Annotated in this window: 22 protein-coding genes; 9 read left to right on the top strand and 13 right to left on the bottom strand. The window is 67.5% G+C overall.

Annotated features, from left to right (window positions below; genetic code table 11):
• Positions 1-53: 53 nt before the first annotated feature.
• The 4 genes from RSO01_RS14240 to RSO01_RS14225 all read left to right on the top strand — a co-directional run bounded on the left by RSO01_RS14240 (position 54) and on the right by RSO01_RS14225 (position 3,777).
• Positions 54-863, top strand: a complete 810-nt coding sequence (locus RSO01_RS14240; RefSeq protein WP_170303055.1) for a carbohydrate ABC transporter permease — start codon at positions 54-56, stop codon at positions 861-863.
• A complete protein-coding gene (locus RSO01_RS14235; RefSeq protein WP_147149767.1) occupies positions 860-1,249 on the top strand; it encodes a carboxypeptidase-like regulatory domain-containing protein in 390 nt (129 codons plus the stop codon). The genes RSO01_RS14240 and RSO01_RS14235 overlap by 4 nt, the downstream gene beginning before the upstream one ends.
• Positions 1,250-1,563: 314 nt before the next feature.
• Positions 1,564-3,261, top strand: a complete 1,698-nt coding sequence (locus tag RSO01_RS14230; RefSeq protein ID WP_147149766.1) for a hypothetical protein — start codon at positions 1,564-1,566, stop codon at positions 3,259-3,261.
• A gap of 201 nt (positions 3,262-3,462) precedes the next feature.
• On the top strand, positions 3,463-3,777 hold the full coding sequence (locus tag RSO01_RS14225; protein ID WP_147149765.1) for a hypothetical protein: 315 nt from the start codon (positions 3,463-3,465) through the stop codon (positions 3,775-3,777).
• 2 nt (positions 3,778-3,779) lie between these two features.
• Here RSO01_RS14225 and RSO01_RS14220 read toward each other — a convergent pair whose 3' ends face one another.
• On the bottom strand, positions 3,780-5,579 hold the full coding sequence (locus RSO01_RS14220) for an ABC-F family ATP-binding cassette domain-containing protein (protein WP_147149764.1): 1,800 nt from the start codon (positions 5,577-5,579) through the stop codon (positions 3,780-3,782).
• A 91-nt stretch (positions 5,580-5,670) separates the two neighbouring features.
• Here RSO01_RS14220 and RSO01_RS14215 point away from each other — a divergent pair, with 91 nt between their 5' ends.
• The 5 genes from RSO01_RS14215 (at position 5,671) to RSO01_RS14195 (ending at position 8,933) form a co-directional block, all read left to right on the top strand.
• On the top strand, positions 5,671-6,591 hold the full coding sequence (locus RSO01_RS14215) for a hypothetical protein (protein ID WP_170303054.1): 921 nt from the start codon (positions 5,671-5,673) through the stop codon (positions 6,589-6,591).
• An 11-nt stretch (positions 6,592-6,602) separates the two neighbouring features.
• Positions 6,603-6,938 (top strand): DUF1491 family protein, encoded by a 336-nt coding sequence (locus tag RSO01_RS14210; protein ID WP_147149762.1) that lies wholly within the window; start codon positions 6,603-6,605, stop codon positions 6,936-6,938.
• A gap of 173 nt (positions 6,939-7,111) precedes the next feature.
• On the top strand, positions 7,112-7,357 hold the full coding sequence (locus tag RSO01_RS14205) for a hypothetical protein (RefSeq protein WP_147149761.1): 246 nt from the start codon (positions 7,112-7,114) through the stop codon (positions 7,355-7,357).
• Positions 7,358-7,370: 13 nt separating this feature from the next.
• The gene (locus RSO01_RS14200; RefSeq protein WP_147149760.1) at positions 7,371-8,291 is read left to right on the top strand and encodes an MbnB/TglH/ChrH family RiPP precursor modification enzyme; all 921 of its coding nucleotides are present in this window, start codon (positions 7,371-7,373) and stop codon (positions 8,289-8,291) included.
• A gap of 15 nt (positions 8,292-8,306) precedes the next feature.
• Positions 8,307-8,933: a hypothetical protein gene (locus RSO01_RS14195; protein ID WP_147149759.1), complete on the top strand. Its 627-nt coding sequence runs from the start codon at positions 8,307-8,309 to the stop codon at positions 8,931-8,933.
• 154 nt (positions 8,934-9,087) lie between these two features.
• On the opposite strand, the gene RSO01_RS14190 is transcribed toward RSO01_RS14195, so the two are convergent.
• The 12 genes from RSO01_RS14190 to nagZ all read right to left on the bottom strand — a co-directional run.
• Complete coding sequence (locus RSO01_RS14190) at positions 9,088-9,981, bottom strand: M23 family metallopeptidase (protein WP_170303053.1); 894 nt, start codon at positions 9,979-9,981, stop codon at positions 9,088-9,090.
• 45 nt (positions 9,982-10,026) lie between these two features.
• Complete coding sequence (locus RSO01_RS49465) at positions 10,027-10,548, bottom strand: UGSC family (seleno)protein (protein WP_273701410.1); 522 nt, start codon at positions 10,546-10,548, stop codon at positions 10,027-10,029.
• 9 nt (positions 10,549-10,557) lie between these two features.
• Positions 10,558-11,625 (bottom strand): hypothetical protein, encoded by a 1,068-nt coding sequence (locus RSO01_RS14180; protein WP_147149756.1) that lies wholly within the window; start codon positions 11,623-11,625, stop codon positions 10,558-10,560.
• Between the two features lie 100 nt (positions 11,626-11,725).
• Entirely contained in the window at positions 11,726-12,373 is a 648-nt protein-coding gene (locus RSO01_RS14175; protein WP_246158393.1) for a protein-L-isoaspartate(D-aspartate) O-methyltransferase, read from the bottom strand.
• A gap of 12 nt (positions 12,374-12,385) precedes the next feature.
• Positions 12,386-13,168, bottom strand: a complete 783-nt coding sequence (gene surE / locus RSO01_RS14170) for a 5'/3'-nucleotidase SurE (RefSeq protein WP_147149755.1) — start codon at positions 13,166-13,168, stop codon at positions 12,386-12,388.
• Positions 13,165-14,472, bottom strand: coding sequence for a serine--tRNA ligase (gene serS / locus RSO01_RS14165; RefSeq protein ID WP_147149754.1), 1,308 nt, complete (start codon positions 14,470-14,472; stop codon positions 13,165-13,167). The genes surE and serS overlap by 4 nt, the downstream gene beginning before the upstream one ends.
• 2 nt (positions 14,473-14,474) lie before the next feature.
• Positions 14,475-15,269 (bottom strand): twin-arginine translocase subunit TatC, encoded by a 795-nt coding sequence (gene tatC / locus RSO01_RS14160; RefSeq protein ID WP_246158392.1) that lies wholly within the window; start codon positions 15,267-15,269, stop codon positions 14,475-14,477.
• 73 nt (positions 15,270-15,342) lie between these two features.
• Entirely contained in the window at positions 15,343-15,861 is a 519-nt protein-coding gene (gene tatB / locus RSO01_RS14155) for a Sec-independent protein translocase protein TatB (protein WP_147149753.1), read from the bottom strand.
• A gap of 28 nt (positions 15,862-15,889) precedes the next feature.
• Entirely contained in the window at positions 15,890-16,159 is a 270-nt protein-coding gene (locus RSO01_RS14150; RefSeq protein WP_147149752.1) for a twin-arginine translocase TatA/TatE family subunit, read from the bottom strand.
• Between the two features lie 110 nt (positions 16,160-16,269).
• Entirely contained in the window at positions 16,270-17,286 is a 1,017-nt protein-coding gene (gene scpB / locus RSO01_RS14145; RefSeq protein ID WP_246158391.1) for an SMC-Scp complex subunit ScpB, read from the bottom strand.
• Positions 17,287-17,297: 11 nt separating this feature from the next.
• Positions 17,298-18,101: a segregation and condensation protein A gene (locus tag RSO01_RS14140; protein WP_147149751.1), complete on the bottom strand. Its 804-nt coding sequence runs from the start codon at positions 18,099-18,101 to the stop codon at positions 17,298-17,300.
• A gap of 55 nt (positions 18,102-18,156) precedes the next feature.
• Positions 18,157-19,224 (bottom strand): beta-N-acetylhexosaminidase (gene nagZ, locus RSO01_RS14135; RefSeq protein WP_308933089.1); only part of this gene is annotated, 1,068 nt, incomplete at its 5' end.

Raw genomic sequence — 19,224 nt, 5'->3', positions numbered from 1 at the left:
CTCCGGCATGACGCGCCACTGGAGTGGCGCGCCCCCAGCGGAGTTTCCTAGCCATGCGCCGTCGCTACTGGCACCGCCACGCCATCATGATCGCGGTGTCGTTCCTGATGCTGATCCCGTTCTACTGGGTCATCAAAACCTCGCTGACCGGCGAGAACATCTACGCTTGGCCGCCGCGCATCCTCCCGGTCGACCCCCATCTCTTCAACTATGTCGACGTCTGGTACCTGATCCCGTTCGGACGCTATCTGCTGAACAGCACCATCGTCACGGCGATGGCGATCGCGGGCAGCCTGCTGTTCAACGTCGCGGCGGGCTATGCGCTGACCAAGCACTTTCCCGGCCGGCGCTGGATCGTCATGCTGCTGCTGTCGTGCATGCTGATCCCCTTCCAGGCGACCATCATCCCGGCCTACCTGATCACCTCGTGGCTGGGCGTGCTCGACACCTGGCTGGGCGTCGCCCTGCCGCTGCTCTCGACCATCATCTGCATCTTCATCTTCAAGGCGAGCTTCGAGGCCGTGCCGCCCTCGCTGATCGACGCGGCGCGGGTCGACGGCTTGAGCGAGTGGCGCATCGTCACCCGCATCCTGCTGCCGCTGTCGAAGTCGGCGATCGCCACCAACGTCATCCTGACCTTCATCTGGTCGTGGAACTCCTTCCTGTGGCCGCTGATCACCATCCGCAGTCCCGAGATGCAGACCCTGCCGCTCGGCCTCGCGCGCTTCCTCTCGGTGATGGAGGACACCACCGGCGCGCTCTTCGCCTTCGTCGTGCTGGTGCTGATCCCGGGCCTTGCCATCTTCCTGATGGCCCAGAAGGAATTCATCCGCGGCCTGACCTCCGGAGCGACGAAAGGATGAGCTGGGCGACGATCCGGCGCGCCCTCGGCCATCGCTTCGTCGCCGTTCCGCTGGCGCTGGCCGTGGTCGTCGTGGCGTGGAACGTCTACATCGCCTTCAACGACCACGGCATCATCGAGGGCGAGGTGACGGACCGCACCGGCGCGCCGGTGATCGGCGCCACGGTCGTCTTCTTCGAGCGCAACTTCATCTATTACGAGGAGAAGCAGCGCGCCGTGACCGACGCCAAGGGCCGCTATCGCTTCACCGACATCAAGACCCATATCGGTCAGCTCGAGGCGCGCACGGACGACGGAGCCAGGTCGGCGCGGCGCCAGCTTCGCCTGTGGTTCCGCTCGCAGGATACCGAGGTCGCGCCGCTGGTCGTGGAGACGCCGCGCAGCTGACTAGTACCAGAATCGCAACTGGCTGATACGTACCCACTGTCATCCCGAGCGCAGCGAGGGACCTTTCCTGTTGCCTTAAAGGCCCCTCGCTGCGCTCGGGGTGACAGTCATGACTTCCCCTCCAGCGATAGCCGGCACTAGGAGAACGCGATGGCCCTTCATTTCAACCCGCCGGGCTGATGGCCTCCCGCCCGACGGCTGGATCACCGTGACGGCGGTGATACCCGCGCCTTTCTGAGCGGCCCCACAGAAGTCACAGCGCATTGAAAGGGTGCGTGCTAGCGATTCAGGGTGTGTGGGCAAGGGACTGGCGAATGACGACGCTCTCGGAAGGGCCGGCGCGCGTTGCCGCTGGCACGATCGCGCGCCGTCGCCTGGCATTATGGCTGCGCGACGCTGCCTCGACGCCGACGGCGCTGCTGGCGCTGGCGGGCCTGCCCGTGCTGGCCGCCGCGTGGGCCGTGCTGTCGCCGCCGGTGATGTTCAGCAAGGCGATGACGCAGGACCTGCTGTTCAACCTTTCAGGCGCCTGGCACGTCTATTCCGGGCATGTCGCCCATGTCGATTTCCACGACGCCTCGGGCCGCCTGAGCTTCCTGCTGACGGCGCTGGGCTTTCACCTGCTGGGGCCGGTTCCCTTCGCCTTTCTGGTCAACGTCGCGATCATGGGTGCTGCCCTCTTCGTGGCAGCCTTCCTGGCGGCGATACGGCGCCTGCCTCTGTTGCCCGCCGCGACCTTCGTGGTGCTTACGACCCTGCTCGCCCTGATGCCGGCCAACGTCGGCGACCGGCCGGAGCAGTACACCTTCGCGATGTCCTACAATCGCTACGGCTGGAGCGCCTACAGCATCCTGGCGCTGATCCTGTTCGTGCCGCCGCACGAGCAACGCGACCGTACCTGGATCGACATCGCCGTCGCCGGCGGACTGCTGGCGGCGATGTTCTATCTCAAGATCACCTACTTCGCCGCGGGCCTGGCCACGGTCGGCTTTGCCGTGCTGTTCCATCCGCACATCGGCCGCCACTGGCGGGCGTGGCTGGTGGTAGGCGCGCTGATGGTCCTGAACGCGCTCGCCCCGCATAACCAGGCATATCTGGCCGACATCCTGGCCTGGACGACCAGCGGCGCCGTGCGCAAGGCGGCGATTCTGCACTTCAACAACTTCGTCGCCGCGATCGGCCAGTACGGGCCCTATCTCGCCGCCGTCGCGGTGGGCGCGGGGATGTGGTGGTCGGGCCGCGCGACGTTCCGCTTGCCCCTGACGCTCGTCTTCCTGCTGGTCATGTCGCTGCTGCTGCTGTCGCAGAACTCCCAGGCCGCGGGCATGCCGTCGGCCATCGTCGTGCTGTTCATCCTCTACGACCGGCTGCGCACCGCCTTCGCTTCGCTCGACAACCGCGACGTCGCGCCGTGGCTGCTGACGCTGCTGCTGTTTCCCCTGTTCGCCGTCGGCGGCTACGCCGCCAGCATCGCGGGCTACCAGGCCTACGCCCGCGACCGGCCCGGCGTGTACGTCGTCGAGCACACCAACCTCGGCGGCCTTGCCGTGCCGGCGGGCCCGCGCGGCACCTTCCTGAGCTTCTCGAACAACTTCGACTACCCGTCGCGCGCCGGGGATGCGCCGGCCCAGCCGCTCTACCAGCTCTCCGATTACGAGTACGTCGTGGTGCTCATGGAGGCCGCCGACCTGCTGAGAGGCCTTCCACCCGGCGGCATCGCCCTGCTCGACAGCGTCAATCCCCTGCCCTTCATGCTGGGTGTAGAGCCCGCGCGCGGCGTCAACCTGTGGTCGACCTGGAGTGCACCGAAGCGGCCAGCCAGCGAGTTTTTGGGGGGCGTGCGTTACGTCCTCGTGCCGAAGTTCGCGACCAGCCCGCAATGGGCGGACGACATGATGCGTCTCTATCGCGGCTACCTGGAGGACCACTTCCACCGGGCGGCGGAGACGCGGTGCTGGATCCTGTTGCTGCGGTCCGATCCCGACTCGCCGAGGAGCGAGAGCCGGTTCTGACCTGAGCGCCCTCTGCCGTCTTTTGGCCCCATTTCAGCCGCGAGCGCAGCACACGGCCGTTCGTAGGTTGCCGCAAAGCGGTCGAAAAAAGCGCCAATGCTTCGTCTCACACTGGCATCAAGGCCTTAGGGTGCAACGCTCACGTAAAAGATGCGTTAGCAGCCACAAGGTCCCGAGTATGTAGCAAATCGGAGCACCGTCATGGATCGCTTTGCCCTGGAATACAACCTTCGCGACGCTTGCGCGCGCGTCGCGGCTTGCCAGCAGTCGCTGGTGAGCCAGCGTGTCCAAGTTCGTGAGCTCGAGCGGTCCGGCCTCGATGCGTCGGTGGCGCGCGCCCTGCTCGACATCTACGAAGAGTCGAAGTCGATGGCCTTGTTCAATCGCGACTGCCTGGCCAAGGCGCTGACCCTCGCGCAGCGCACGACCAGCGCGACCGCCATCGCATCGAACGACGATGCCACCCGCGACGAGATCTTCCTCGACGACGATTTCTTCTACCGCGAGGCGGCGTAGCCTCAGCCGCTGAGTTCTTCGCGTAAAAGCTCGAGCTCGAGCCATTCGGTTTCGGCGGCGTCTAGCTCGGCCTGTGCGGCAGCGAGGCGTGCGGTCTTGGCGGCAAACCCGGCCGCGTCGCGGCGGTAGAGGTCGGGATCGGTCAACGCCGCGTTGAGCGCCGCGATCTCGGTGTGCAGGGCTTCGATCCTTTTCGGCAGCTCCGCGAGGGCGCGCTCGCGCTTGTAGCCCAGCCGCGCCTTGGGGGCGCTCTCGCGCGGCGGCGCCTTCTCCCTGCGCGTAGCGGGTGCCGCGGCGTCGAGCTCACGCGGCCCGCGCTGCACCACATAGTCGCTGTAGCCGCCGGCATACTCGATCGCCGTGCCGTCACCTTCCATCGCAATGGTCGAGGTCACCAGGCGGTCGAGGAAGTCGCGGTCGTGGCTGACCAGCAGCACCGTGCCGTCATAGTCCGACAGCGCCTCCTGCAACAGATCGAGCGTGTCGGCGTCGAGGTCGTTGGTCGGCTCGTCGAGCACCAGCAGGTTGGACGGCGCGGCCAGCGCCTTGGCGAGCAGCAGGCGATTGCGCTCGCCGCCCGAGAGGGTGCGCACGGGCTGGCGCGCCTGCTCGTCGCGAAACAGGTACTCGCGCAGGTAGGTCATGACGTGCATCTGCCGACCGCGCACCAGCAAGTGGTCGTTGCGGTCGGCCAAGATCTCCCACGGCGTCCTGTCGGGATCGAGCGCGGCGCGGCGCTGGTCGATCACGACGGGCACGAGGTTGGCACCGAGCTTCACCGAGCCGGTGTCGGGCTCGAGCTCGCCGATGAGCATGCGCAGCAACGTTGTCTTGCCGGCGCCGTTGGGGCCGATCAGGCCGATGCGGTCGCGGCGGAAGATGCGGGTCGAGAAATTCTCGACTATGGCCCGTTCGCCGAAGCGCTTGGAGATGTTGCGGGCGGTGATAGCGAGCGCGCCCGACTGCTCAGCGGTACCGACCTCGATGGTGGCGCGGCCGGTCGGGCCGATCTGCTGGCGGCGCTGCTTACGCAGCTCACCCAGTGCACGCAGGCGGCCCTCGTTGCGCGTGCGCCGCGCGCGGATGCTCTTGCCCGCCCATTCGGTCTCACGCTCGATCAGGCGGTCGAGCTTGTGCCGCTCGGTCGCCTCGCGGTCGAGGATGGCGCTCGACCAGTCCTCGAACTCGCCATAGCCCCTGTCGAGCCTTCGCACGATGCCGCGGTCGAGCCACAGCACGGCGCGGCTGAGGTTGGCGAGGAAGCGCCGGTCGTGGCTCACCAGCACGTAGGCGCCGTTCCACGCAGAAAGCTTGTCCTCCAGCCATTCGATGGTCGGCAGGTCGAGATGGTTGGTGGGCTCGTCGAGCAGCAGCACGTCGGGCTCGGCCACCAGGGCGCGGGCGATCGCGGCGCGGCGCGCCTCGCCGCCCGACAGCTCGGCGGGATTCTTGGCGCCGTCGAGCTTCACCTCGGTCAGGAGGGCCGCGACGCGGTAGTCCGACGGGCCCAGCGCATCGGCGAGCGCTGCAGCGACGTAATGGCCGACCGTCGGATGGCCGGTGAAATCCGGCTCCTGCGGCAGGGTCGCCACGGTGGCGCCGGGCTGGGCGAAGCGCGTGCCCGAATCGGCGATCGGCTCGCCCGCCAGGATCTTCAGCAAGGTCGACTTACCCGCCCCATTGCGGCCGACCAGGCTCAGCCGCTCGCCAGGCGCGATTCCGAGCTCGACGCCGTCGAGGATGGTCTGGTCGCCCAGGTGGTAGCGGATGCCGGCGAGGGCCAGGAGAGGGGGTTCGGCCATTCTTGATTTGATCTCGAGGGCGCTAAATGGCCGAACCTGTCCACATCGGCAAGGATAACTCACAGGGGTAGAATTGCTGATGCTAAGGGCCGTGGGGGAGCCGAGGCGGATCGAACGCGCCATCAAGCGCCTGCAGGGCGCGCTGAAGGGTATTCCCTCACGCAGCGTGCGGGTCACATGGCGCGGCGGCGAATTGCGCACCACCATCTACTGGGCGCGCGACGATGCCTATTGGTGGGCCGTCGAGCCGAGGCCGGCGCGCGATGCCCTGCTGCTGGGCCACGCGCCCGACGCGCCAGCCAAGCGCGAGAGCATCACCTGCGAGATCAACCTGCCGCGCGCCGGCGCCGACCGGAAAGTCGCCGGCATCATCGCCGCCGACGAGCGCGGCACGCTCTATCTCTGCCACTCCGGCCGCATGGGCGGCTCGCGGCCGGGCCAGCGCAAGTCGGGCTTCCGCGACTTCTTGCGCGATGGCGTGTGGCGCAAGCTCGCCTGGCCCGACGGCGAGGAGACCGAGGCGCTGGTGATCGCTCCGCTCGACAGTCCACGGCTCACCCGCCTGCTTGGACAGTTCGTCGACGCGGTGCGCCGCTTCAAGGCGGGCGAGCCGCCGACCGCGCGCACCGGGCTCTGCGTCGAGCCTGCGATCAGCGACTCGGCGATGGCGGCCTGCGACCGCCGGCTGGTCGACGTGGCATTGCGCGAGGAGCTTGCCAAGCGCGGGCTGTTCGGCGGCGCCGAGGATCTGTTCTCGCTGCGCGGCGAGCGGCCGCAGCCCTTGTTCGCGCTGGTCGCCGACGGCGGGCCCGAGGAGCTCGCCATGGCGGTAGGCTCGCTGTCGCTCGCCTCGGCGCGCGGCGGGCCTGACGTGCGACCGATCCTTGTCGCGCCGGCGGCGCTGGCCGATCCCGATTCCGACGCCTTGCAGGCCCTGCCCTTCGCCTTCGTGCGCTTCCGCTGGCGCGGCGCGCGCGCCGTCTTCGATGGACTGGACGACGCTTTGGAGTAAAGACTGCGTCGATGGTGATGGGCCTGACGACCGGACTATGGGTGAGCGCGCAGGTACGCATCTGCGACCGCGCCTTCATTCCGGCGACCGTGGTGCGGCGCGGCGATCCCGATGCCGGCACGGTGCTGCTGAAGATCAACCGCTTCGAGGCAGGCGTCACCGTCTACACGCAGGCGAGCTCGATGGATGACGGCCCGGCCTGGAGCCGCGGCACCGGTCCCAGCCCGGTGGCCGAAGCCGAGGCTGACGCCTACATCGCCCGGCAAGTTGCGCGCGATCCCGACCTATGGGTGCTCGAGATCGAGGACCACAAGGGGCAGTACCAGCTCGACGGAAAGGTGGTATAGCCCGCCTCAAGATATGCAACCGCGCAGCCCTCCCAAGGTGGGCTTTGCCACAGATTGCACACAGCCCTGGCGTGTAGGTCTACCCTGCGCGCCAATGCGGCAGAGAGGGCTTGCAGCATTGAGCATCGTTGTCGCTTGGCAGGGGCGCAAGCACTTCAACAACGGAGCGTCAAATGGCCAAGGAAAGAGTCGCCGAGATTCAGCTCGTGCGTGACGGCGTGCAGCCGGTTCTCAAGGTCACCGTGCCGAAGGGAACCACGCTTTCCGATACGCTCAAGCTTCAGCCTCAGCTGTCGGACATCCTCGGCAAGCTCAAGGGCTGCCTGCCGTGCAATTCCGGCGTTCCGATCTGGTTCCAGGAGCGCGAGGAGATCGAGAACCTGGTGAAGATCGACCTCGGCACGATGAAGCGCATGTAACGCGGAGGCATCCATGCTCGAGCTCACGCGACCCGAGATCGGGCATGCCGGGATCGGACGCCCGCGAGCCGATCAGCCTGGCGTTGGACTGCTGTTCAACGGCGCGCTGACCGACCTCCTGGGCGTCCGTCCCGATGCCGTCGAGTTTCTCTCGATCATCCCGGAGCGGTTCTGGCAGGACTTCGGCCGCGATCGCAGCGAGCGCTTCGCGCCGCTGCCCGACGAGGTCGCGCTGCTCGACGAGCTCGCCTCGCGTCACACGCTGGTCGCGCACGGCGTCGGCCTCTCGATCGCCAGCGGCTCGACCTTCGACGTCGACCATGTCCGGCAGCTCGCCGACTGGCATCGGCGCTACCGCTTCGCCTGGATCAGCGAGCACCTCTCGGCGGTGCGGGTGCAGACCGAGGTGACGCCCGATCACCATGCCGGCCTGGCGCTGCCACTGGCCTGGGACCGCGACCTGCTCGACATGCTCAGCGAGCGCGTCAATCGGGTCCAGGACATCCTGGGCACGCGGCTCCTGCTCGAGAACGGCGTGGTGCACACGCCGGTGCCCGGCTCGGACATGAGCGAGGAGGATTTCATGAACGCGCTGGTGCGGCGCACCGGTTGCGGCCTGCTGCTCGACCTGCACAACCTCCATGTCAACGCCGTCAATCTCGGCCTCGACGCCGACCGCTTCATCAACGGGCTCGATCTCGACGCCGTCGGCGAGATCCATGTCGCCGGCGGCAACAGCCTGTTCGGCGCCTATCTCGATTCGCATGCCGGCGCCTGCCCGTCCGGCGTCTGGGGCCTGCTCGAGCGCACCGCGCCGCGCTGCCGCAACCTTTTAGGCGTGACCTTCGAGTTCCACGAAACCTATTTTCCGGGGCTGGGCGATGCGGGGGTGCTCGGCCAACTGCAACAGATGCGCGCCGCGCTTGCGGCCTGAAGGGGGGGACTTGCCATGTCGATTGCGGAATTCCAGCGGGCCTTTGCCGACCTGATCGCCTCGCCCGAGCGCTGCGTCGCCCTGCGTGAGGGCGACGCCGACGTGCTCGCGGGCTACGACATGACACCGCGCGAGCGCAAGCGGCTCGAGACCATGGTCCATCACGAGGCGATGTCGGTTAACTGCTCGCTCTATCGCGTCAATCGGCTGATCCCGGTCTACTCGGTGCTGCCCCATTCCTGCCGGTTGCTGGGCGATCGGCTGATGGACGAGCTCGACGCCTTCTGGGCGGCGTCGCGCCACGCCACGCTGCAATATCGCTGGGAATCTTGGCGCTTCGGCCTGTGGCTGGAGGAGCGCATCGCCAAGCGCCTGCTGCCGGGTGGTCCGGTCGAGGATGCGATCCGGCTGGAGATGGCGATGTTCGACGTCCAGGCGGCGGTACGCGGCGGCTGCGGCAGCGGTGGCAGCCGGCGGCGGGTCGTGCTGCTGCGCTACGACCCCGACGAGCTGCTCGATCCCACGATCCCGGCCGAAGAGCTGCAGCCGCTGGCGAGCGGCGTCACCGTGCTGATCGATGCGACAGGCCAGCAGCTCGTGGTCCGGCGCATCGACGACACGCTGAACGGCAAGGTGGCTTGATCTTGCCGGAGCGCGGACCTCCAGGTCCGCTCATTTCGGTCGTCCTGAGCGAAGCGAAAGACCTCGTCGCCGCTTGCAACCGGCATGAGATCCTTCGCCTCGCTCAGAATGACAAGAGCGGACCTGGAGGTCCGCGCTCCGGCAAGAGCACCCGCTACTGCGCCGGCAGCACCGTCATCGGATCGACGGTCTTGCTGCCGCCGCGGCGGACCTCGAAGTGCAGCCGCGGGCTCGCAGCGCCACCGGAGTTGCCGGCCTTGGCGATGGTCTGGCCCCTCTTCACGGCATCGCCCTTCTTGACCAGCAGCGCCTCGTTGTTGCCGTAGGCGGTGATGTAGCCGCCCTGGTGCTGGACCAGCAGCAGGTTGCCGAGATGGGCGACGTCGCTGCCGGCATAGATCACGGTGCCGCCGTCGGCCGCCTTCACCGGGTCTCCAGTGGCCGCCTGGATGTCGATGCCGTCGTTCTTCTGGCCGCCCTGGGTGCCATAGGGCACCAGGACCTTGCCGTGCAGCGGCCAAGCCATGCGCGGCGGCGGCGGGGTGGCCGCAACGGTGGCTTCGGTCTTGCTCGCCTCGGCGGCCGGGCTGAGCGGCGTCGGCTGGCCGGCGGCCGTCTTGTGCTCCGCAGGCTCGCTCTTGGAGCCCGGCGGCGGCGGCAGGTTATCGCGCTTGACCGGGCCGGGCGACGTGGCCGCGGCGGCCTGGGTGGCGCCGCCGGTGTTGTCGGCGACGAACCTGGCGCCGGGCAGCTCGATATACTGGCCTACCTTCAGCGTGTAGGGCGGACCCTTCAGCTTGTTGCGGTCGATGATGGTCTGGGAGGACACGCCGTAGCGCTGCGAGATGCTGTCGACTGTGTCTTTTTCGTTCACGACATAGACGGCAACGGCGTTGGGACCAGCGCCGGAGCCGGGATATTCCATGGTCCCGCCTTTGGGGCCGAACACATTCGAGCAGGCGCCGAGCGCGACCGAGAGCGCCGCCGTTGTACCCAGCGTACGCATCCAGCCGGCCCATCGCGAGGGGTAGCGAGGGGCTCTTTTCATGGACCCATTGTACTGCATCACGATTCCGGCGGGAATCGGGCTTATTCACTCCTTCAGCAATATCGCCAGGGCCTGCTGGTAGGCGACTTCGGCACGGGCCTTGAGCTCGGGCAGGGTGCAGCTGCCGATCGGGTGCTGGACCTTGGTGAAGGGGTAGTCAGGCAGCCCCAGCACGCGCGCGATGTTCCTGGCCGTCACCTCGAAGGGTGTCGTGCAGATCACCACCGCCCGCTTGCCGAGCTGCTCGAAGGAGATGCCGTCGTGCAGACTGCACGTCGAGCAGGACCCTCAATCCCCCAGGCCGGTTATCAAGAAGTCGACCTCCGGCGCCACCTGCGTAAGGGTGTTGGCCGGTGCGGGGGCGCTCGCGTTCTTTTTGGAGGCGAGCTTCACGATGGTGCAGCCGTGGCGCTGCACGAAGAGCTGGGCCACTTCGTTCAGCATCTCCTCGGCATTGAGCTTGCCGTTCTCCAGGATGCCGATGCGCGCGCCGTCGAGCTTGGCGAGCTTGGGCGCGCGTGTCCGCTTTTTCGTGGCCGTGGTCGAGGTGGGGGCGTAGAGCTGCATAGGTTCCTCCTACTTCTTTTGGCGGATCGCGGCGTGCTGCATGATCGAGCCGCGGCCGCGGCTCCATGACGGCAGAAAACATGAATGGCCGCCGGCGTCGCCGCCGCCCAGCGTGATCAATATGTCGTCGGGGTTGAGGCCACGATGCAGGAAGCCCTGCTCGGCCAGCGCATGAGCGCCTTCGCCATGCTGCGCGTCGTATTCGCGGTCGCGGAACTTGCCGACGTCCTTCATGCCCTCGACCGAGCGCTTGGCGTGGGTGAACAGGAACTCCTGCGCCTGCCGTCGCGTCCAGCCAGCGCCGGCCACGATCTGCAGGTGCTCCGGCGCCAGGATCACCACGCTCTGGCCCAAGGTGATGCAGCCGTAGTTGGCCATGGCGTCGGCCACCGAGCCCAGAACCTGCTCTGGCGTGTTGCCGCCATGGTTCTCGACATTGCAGAAGCCGCCGGCGGCGTACACCGTGACGCTGGAAACGCCCGCGGCGTAACCCTGCTCCTGGCAGAGCGGCGGCCAGGGATTGCCGCGGGTACGCTCGGCGATGCAGAGGCTGTACTTGCCTGGGTTGCCTTGCGTCGACTTGTCGGAGATGCCGGGCAGCATCTGGAAGACGTTGCGCAGGATCAGCCGCGTCGCCCGGCCGATCGTGGCGTTGGGCCGGTTGCCCGGGCCGAACAGGTTGACGCCCGCATTCATGCCGATCTCGTCGGCGATCGGACCGCTCACCAGCACCAGCGGGGCCGAGCCGCCGGTGCTGGCAGTCGAGCCGTGGAAGTTGAACGGCTCGCGGTCCATGGCCTCGAAGGCCGCGACCAACACCGGGAAATACGCCGGCAGGCAGCCCGCCATGACGGCGTTGACGGCGGCGGCGTGCAGGGAGAGTTCGAGCCCGGTCGCGGGGTGCTTGGCGATGACGGTCTCGGCCGGGCGATCGTCGGCGGCCAGCATCGCGTGCACGCGATCGACCTGCGGCGGCACGACCGGCAGGCCGTCGGTCCAGCCCTGGTCGTAGCAATAGTCGATGGCGGCGAGCAGATCGTCCGGCACCTCATGGATGCGGGCTGCTGCTGCGGGCATCGCGTGGTCCCCCCGTTGATGACTAGCGTATGTGTAGCACGTCTTACAGGAGCGCGGGCCTCTGGCCCGCTCGTGAGCGGGCCAGAGGCCCGCGCTCCCGTTAGCCCTGCCCCAGCACCGGCAATGCGCCGGCCACCAACGGGACGAACCGCACCGGCATCAGCGTATCGCGCTGCAGACCGCTCTCGCTTTTCACGATGCGCTCGACGACCTGCGCGGTCGGATCGCGGCCGACCGGCACGATCAGGATGCCGCCCACCGCGAGCTGGTCGATCAGCGCCTGCGGGCGCTCCTCGGCGGCGGCGGTGACGATGATGCGGTCGAACGGCGCCTGGCCTGCCCAGCCCTTGGTGCCGTCGCCGACGTCGAACACGACGTTGTAGATGCCGAGATTGATCAGGAGCTTCTCGGCTTCGCGCGACAATGGCTTGAAACGCTCGACGCTGTAGACGCGGCGCGCCAGCTTGGCGAGCACGGCCGCCTGGTAGCCCGAGCCGGTGCCGATCTCGAGCACTTTCATGCGCGGACCGACATTCAGCGCCTCGGTCATGGCGGCGACCACCAATGGCTGGCTGATGGTCTGGCCGAAGGCGATGGGAAGCGCCGTATTCTCCCAGGCGCGCTCGGCGAAGGCCGGCGTCACGAAGCGCTCGCGGTCGACCGCGGCGATGGCGGCGAGCACCCGCTCGTCCGAGATGCCCGACTGCCGCAATTCGGCGATCAGGCGCTGCATGGCCGGGGCGTTCACGGCCTGCCCCTCTCAGTCCTTGGCGAAGTGCGCCGCGAGCTTGTGGCGCGTCGCCTCGTGGGTGAGGTCGAGATGCAGCGGCGTCACCGAGACGTAGCCCGAGCGCACCGACGTGAGGTCGCTCTCGTCGTCGTGCTCATGCGCACCCGGCGCATAGGCGATCCAATAGTAGGTCCCGCCGCGCGGATCGGTGCGCTCGACGATGTGGCCGCCGAAGCCGCGCACGCCCTGGCGCGTCACCCGCACGCCCTTGACGGCCGACGGCACGACGTCGGGGAAGTTGACGTTGATCAGGACGTTGCGCGGTATCTCCATGTCCAGTACGCGGCGGGCCACGTCGGCGCCGAACTGGGTGGCTGTATCCCACTTCACCGGATGGGGATGGGTATAGGTCTGGCTGAAGGCGATCGAAGGGATGCCGAGCAGGCAGCCTTCCATGGCGCCGGCGATCGTGCCGGAGTAGGTGACGTCGTCGGACATGTTGCCACCGCGGTTGACGCCGGAGAGCACGATGTCGGGCTTGTGGTCACGAAGCAGGTGCTTGACGGCGAACAGCACGCAGTCGGTCGGCGTGCCTTCCAGCGCATACTTGGCCTCGCTGAGCTGGCGGGCGCGCACCGGATGGGTGAGCGACAGCGAATGGCCCGCACCGCTCTGGTTGTACTCAGGCGCCACCACCCAGACGTCCTTTGAGAGCTGGGTGGCGATGTCGATCATCGCCTCCAGGCCGGGCGCGTTGATGCCGTCGTCGTTGGTGACGAGGATGCGCTTGCGCGCGATGTCCTGCGGCGTCACTTGCGCTTGCCCCCAGCTACTCCGCTGATAGGCGCCGGCAGTGCGGCAAGTTCGCCCATGTAGGGCCGCAGCGCCTCGGGGATCGTCACCGAACCGTCCTCGTTCTGGTAGTTCTCCAGGACCGCGATCAGGGTACGGCCGACCGCGAGGCCCGAGCCGTTCAGCGTATGCACGAAGCGCGTTCCCTTGCCTTCCTTGGGCCGGAAGCGCGCATTCATGCGGCGTGCCTGGTACTCACCGCAGTTCGAGCAGCTGGAAATCTCGCGATAGGCATTCTGGCCGGGCAGCCAGACTTCGATGTCGAAGGTCTTGCGCGAAGCCGGGCCCATGTCGCCACCGCACAGCACGATGGTGCGGAACGGCAGACCAAGGCGCTTCAGCACCTCCTCGGCGCGGCCGGTCATGCGCTGGTGCTCGGCGTCCGACTGCTCGGGCGTAGTGATGCTCACCAGCTCGACCTTGGGGAACTGATGCTGGCGGATCATGCCGCGCGTGTCCTTGCCGGCCGCGCCCGCCTCGGAGCGGAAGCACGGCGTGAAGGCGGTGAAGCGCAGCGGCAGGTCCTTCTCCTCGACGATGGTGTCGTTCACCAGATTGGTGAGCGGCACCTCGGCCGTCGGCACCAGCCAGAAGCCGTTGTCTGTATGGAACATATCCTCGGCGAACTTGGGCAGCTGTCCGACGCCGTAGGCGGCGTTGTCGCGCACCAACAGCGGCGGGTTGACCTCGGTGTAGCCGCCCTCCTCCGAGGTGTGCAGGTCGAGCATGAACTGCGCGATGGCCCGCTCCAGCCGGGCGAGGTGCTTCTTGAGGAACACGAAGCGCGCGCCGGAGATCTTCGCGGCCGACGCGAAGTCCATCTCGCCGGTGGCCTCGCCCAACGCCACATGGTCCTTGGGCTGGAAGGGGAAGTTGCGCTGACTGCCGACGCGGCGGATCTCCACGTTAGACGTCTCGTCGACGCCGTCGGGCACGTCGTCGAACGGCAGGTTGGGCAGCACCTCCAGGCGATGCGTCAGCTCCTCGTCGAGGCGCTGGGCCTCGGCCTCGCCCTTCTTCAGGGTGGCTTCGAGGGAAGCGACCTCGGCCATCAGCGCGTCGGCGGGCTCGCCCTTGCCCTTGGCGATGCCGATCTGGCGGCTGAGCGCCTTGCGCTGGGCCTGTGCGGCCTCGCTTTCGGAGATGGCGGCACGGCGGCGCTTGTCGATCTCGAGCAGTTCGGCCGACAGCGGCGCCAGGTTGCGCTTCTTCAGACCGGCGTCGAACGCAGCGGGATTCTCCCGGATGAAACGGATGTCGTGCATGATCAGCTACCGGCCGCGTCGCCCTTGTTCTCGGCTTCCTCGGCCTTCTTGTCCTCTTCGTCGCGTTTCTTCTCGATCCAGCGGCCGATCAGGATGCTGATCTCGTAGAAGGCGAGCAGCGGCGCGGCGAGAGCGAGCTGGCTCACCACATCGGGCGGCGTCAGGACCGCGGCGACGACGAAGGCGATGACGATGGCGTAGCGCCGCTTGGCGCGCAGCGCCTCGGTGCTGACGATGCCGACGCGCACCAGCAGGGTCAGCAGCACCGGGACCTCGAAGGCGAAGCCGAACGCAAAGACGAGCTGCAGGACGCGCTCGAGATAGTCCGACGAGCGCAGCGTCTTTTCGATGTCGGGCGGCACGTACTGCGTCAGCATGAAGTTGATCACGTACGGCATGACGATGTAGTACATCGCCAGGCAGCCGGCATAGAACATGAACGGCGTGGCGATCAGGAACGGCAGGAAGGCCTTCTTCTCGTGCCGGTAGAGGCCGGGTGCCACGAACAGCCAGATCTGCACGGCGATCAGCGGGAAGCCCACGATCAGCGACATCATCGCCGAGAGCTTCACCGTGACGAAGAAGAACTCAAAGATGTCGAGGACGACGACCTTGTAGCCGTCACTGGTTGCCGGCTGGATCAGGAACGAGAAGATCGGCTTGGCGAAGTAGAAGGTGACGAAGAACACCAACATGAAGCCGATGAGCGCGTAGATCAGGCGTTTGCGCAGCTCGATCAGGTGATCGAGCAGCGGCATCGGCTTGTCGTCTTCGGGTCCGTCGTGAACTTGGGTCAAGTGAGGTCTTTGCGGCCTGGGTGCCGCGTTATGCCGCCCTTTGCAGGGCAATTCAAAGCGCTAATTGGCGCCTCTAGCCAGCCGCCGCGGCCTTGGCCGGCTTCTCTTCCTGTGAGGAAGGCGACGACGACTCAGCCACTGCGGCCGGAGCCGGTTCGGATAGCGGCTCGCTGGTGATAGGCGCCGATTCGGCAACCGCAGGCGCCGCCTCGGCGACCGCCGGCTGCGGCTCGGCCGCGATCTGCGGGGCCGATTCCGGCTCAGCCAGCGGATTGTCGAAGGAACTCTTGGCCTCGTTGTAGGCCTTCTCGCCCTCGGCCATGCCTTCCTGGATGGCGCTCTTGATCTGCTTGGTCGGATCGAGCGACTGCAGGTCGAGCCCCGAGGTGCCCTCGAGCTGCTTCTTCACGTCGTCGAGCTCAGACTGGCGCACCATCTCATCGACATGGCCACGGAACTCCGCCGCCATGCCGCGCATCTGGGCCATCCATTTGCCCCAGCTGCGCAACATGCCCGGCAGCTCCTTGGGGCCGATCACGACCAAGGCGACGATCGCGATGACCAGGAGTTCGGGGCTGTCGATACCAAACATCGGCGTTCAGGCCCTGCTCAGGCCTACGCTAGACCTTGGCAGCGCTGTCCTGGTGGACCTGGCTGCCCGACGGCGGAGTCGTCGTTGCCTGGGCCGAGATCGGCTTGGCGGCGTCGCCAGGCTGGCCGGCGGCTTGCGCCGGCGGCGTCTCTTCCCCTTGGCCGCCCACGCCCTTCTTGAAGGCAGACAGGCCCTTGCCGAAGTCGCCCATGAGCGACGAAATCTTGCCGCGGCCGCCGAACAGCAGCAGCACGACGGCCAGCACGATTAGCCAGTGCCATACGCTGAGGCTACCCATATCCCAATGCTCCCAAAAACGTTTGCGATCGGCGTGACGCTGATTATGGCATCCCGCCGGAAGGCCCGGCAACCAGTCGAATAAGGCTCTTTGTGGGCCTCGATGGCCCGTCAGCGCCCCGTTTCGTCGACGGCCAGCGGCTCGTCGGCCTCGTCCTCGCTCGGTACGAGCGGCAGGTCGGGCTCCTCGGGCCGGAATATGGGGGGCTGCGAGCGCGGGTCCAAGAGGCCTGCGGCTTTAAGCTCCTCCTGGCCCGGCAGGTCGTCGAGGCTGGGCAGCCCGAAATGCTCCAGGAAGAAGTCGCTGGTGCCCCAGGTCACCGGCTTGCCGGGGGCGCGGCGGCGACCCATCGGCTTGATCCAGTTCTGCTCGAACAGGAGATCGAGCGTGCCCTTGCTCAGGCCGACGCCACGCACCTGCTCGATCTCGGCGCGCGTTACCGGCTGGTGATAGGCGATGATGGCCAGGGTCTCGACCGCGGCGCGCGACAGCTTGCGCGTCACCGGCCGCTCGATCTTGAGCTTCTCCGACAGGTCGGGCGCGGTACGGAAGGCCCAGCCGCCCGCGACCTGCACCAGGTTGACGCCGCGGCCGGCATACATCTCGGCGAGGTCGGCGATCAGGCGCTTCACGTCGGCGTCGTTGGGCAGGCGGTCGGCCAGCTCCTTCTCGTCGAGCGCCTGGGTGCCGGCGAAAACCAGCGCTTCCAGGAGCCGCAGATGCTGGGCGTGATCGGGCGAAACGACGTCGGTGACCGCGCCTTCCGCCGCCTTCGCCGCAACGGCTCCGCCAGCCATGGCCGCGGCAGCAGCGAGGGGCTCTGCCGTGACGGGCTGCTCGTCAGCAGCTTGCTCCGCGGTCTCGGTCTCGGTCTCCGTCTCTTCTTCCTCGTCGACATCATCGTCGTCGTCGACATCGTCATCGTCTTCGTCGTCTTCTTCCTCGTCGTCGGCCTCTTCCTCATCGGCCTCTTCGTCGACGATTTCCTCATTGTCGGTTTGCGACTCGGCAGACTCGTCCTCGACCACTTCGGACTTCTGCTTGGCAGCCTCGACGGCAGCGACCTCGCCCGTGTCCGGCTCGAAGATCTCGGCGGTCTCGGAGTTCGGCTTCTCTTGTTCTGACATGGAGAGCCCTGTCACCGTTGCTCAGTACGTTTACGCAAATAGATCGGGCCGAAGCGCTCGGTCTGGCGCAGCTCGAGCTGGCCGTCCTTGGCAAGCTGCAGGCCTGCGACGAAGGTCGAGGCCATCGCCGAGCGCCGCTTGGTCGGATCGGTGAGGCCGGCCGGCAGAAAGGCTTCGAGCGTCTGCCAGTCGATGGCGATGCCCAGCATGCGGCCCAGCCGCTCGGCCGCTTCCTCGACCGAGAAGAACTGCATGGGCTGGATCTGATAGGTGTCGGCATCCTTGGGCCGCACCTGGTGACCGTAGGCCGCCAGCAGGTCGTAGAGCTTCACGTCCCAAACGGCGCGGCGCACGACGACGACGCCTTCGGGCTGCCCGCGGGAAAAGATGTCCTTGCCGAGCTGCGGGCGGGCCATCAGGCGCACGCCCGCCTCCTGCATGGCTTCGAGGCGACGCAGCTGCCATTGCAGGGCGTCGGCCATCTCCTGGCCCGACGGCTCCTCGCCGGCCGGCGGCTCGGGCAGCAGGAGGCGCGACTTCAGGTAGGCGAGCCAGGCCGCCATGACGAGATAGTCGGCGGCGAGCTCCAGGCGCATCCGGCGGGCCTGGGCGACATGGGCGAGGTACTGGTCGACCAGGGCCACCATGGAGATGCGGCGCAGGTCGACCTTTTGGTCACGCGCCAAGCTCAACAACAGGTCGAGCGGGCCCTCGAAGCCTTCCAGATTGACTATCAGCTCGCCTTCGCCCGGCGCGATCACGTCCGGACCGGCGGCGGCGAAGTTGTCGTTGGGCGGGCTTTGAGCGTCACTCATATGAGACCCGTTTATGCCATCGATGGCGGGCACCGCCACAGGATTTGGCCCCGCCTTATCCCCATTCCCCCAACATGGTCGCGAGCCGGGCGGCGACGTCGGCGAGGCCCGTCTTGCCGGCCGGATTGCGATGCCGGGCAAGGAAGGAACGGCCGGCCGCGAACCGTGCTGCCGCCTTTTCGGTCATGGCGCCGGTGCGGTCGGCGATTCCGGCCATCTCGTCCATACGGCCATTACAGTGCAGGGCGATGTCGCAGCCTGCGGCAAGGCAGCGCTCGGCGCGCTCGGCCAGCGAGCCGCCCAGCGCCTGCATGGAAAGGTCGTCGCTGAGCAGCAGGCCGTCGAAGCCGATATGGCCGCGAATGACCTCCTTCACGCCCCGTGCCGATACAGTGATGGCGTTGGCGGGATCGATGGCGTCGAACAGCAGATGGGCCGTCATGGCCCAGGGCAGGTCGGCCAGAAGCTTGAACGGCAGGAAGTCGGTGCGCTCCAGCTCCGCACGCGAGGCCGTCACGCGCGGCAGCGACAGGTGGCTGTCGACCGTGGCGCGGCCGTGGCCGGGCATGTGCTTGATCACCGGCATGACGCCTTCGGCCAAAAGTCCCTCGGCGGCGGCGCGGCCGAGCGCGGCGACAGGCTCGGGCCGGGCGGCGTAGGCGCGGTCGCCGATCGCAGCATGGGTTTCGGGGAAGCCGATATCGAGCACCGGCAGGCAGTCGACGTCGACGCCGATCGAGGCGACGTCGGCTGCGAGCAGGCGCGCGTTGAGCCGCGTCGCCTCCAGTCCGAGTTCGGGATCACGGGCATACAGGTCGCCCAGGAGGCGCGCCGGCGGCGCCTTGCGCCAGTGCGGCGGCCGCAGGCGCGCGACGCGGCCGCCTTCCTGGTCAATCAGCACCGGCGCGTCGGCGCGCGCCACCGACGAGCGCAGCTCGTCGACCAGCCGATGCGTGCGCTCGGGCGTGTCGACATTGCGCGCGAACAGGATGAAGCCCAGCGGATCGGCATCCCGAAAGAACGCGCGCTCGTCGGCCGTGAGATCGGCACCGGCGCAGCCGAAGATGACGGCTCGGGGACTCATCTCATCGTCTTCCGGACCGCGCGCATCCTGCGCGCTCAA

The organism is Reyranella soli, assembly GCF_007992495.1.
Classification (GTDB): Bacteria; Pseudomonadota; Alphaproteobacteria; order Reyranellales; family Reyranellaceae; genus Reyranella; species Reyranella soli.
This window is presented reverse-complemented; position numbering and strand designations above follow the sequence as displayed.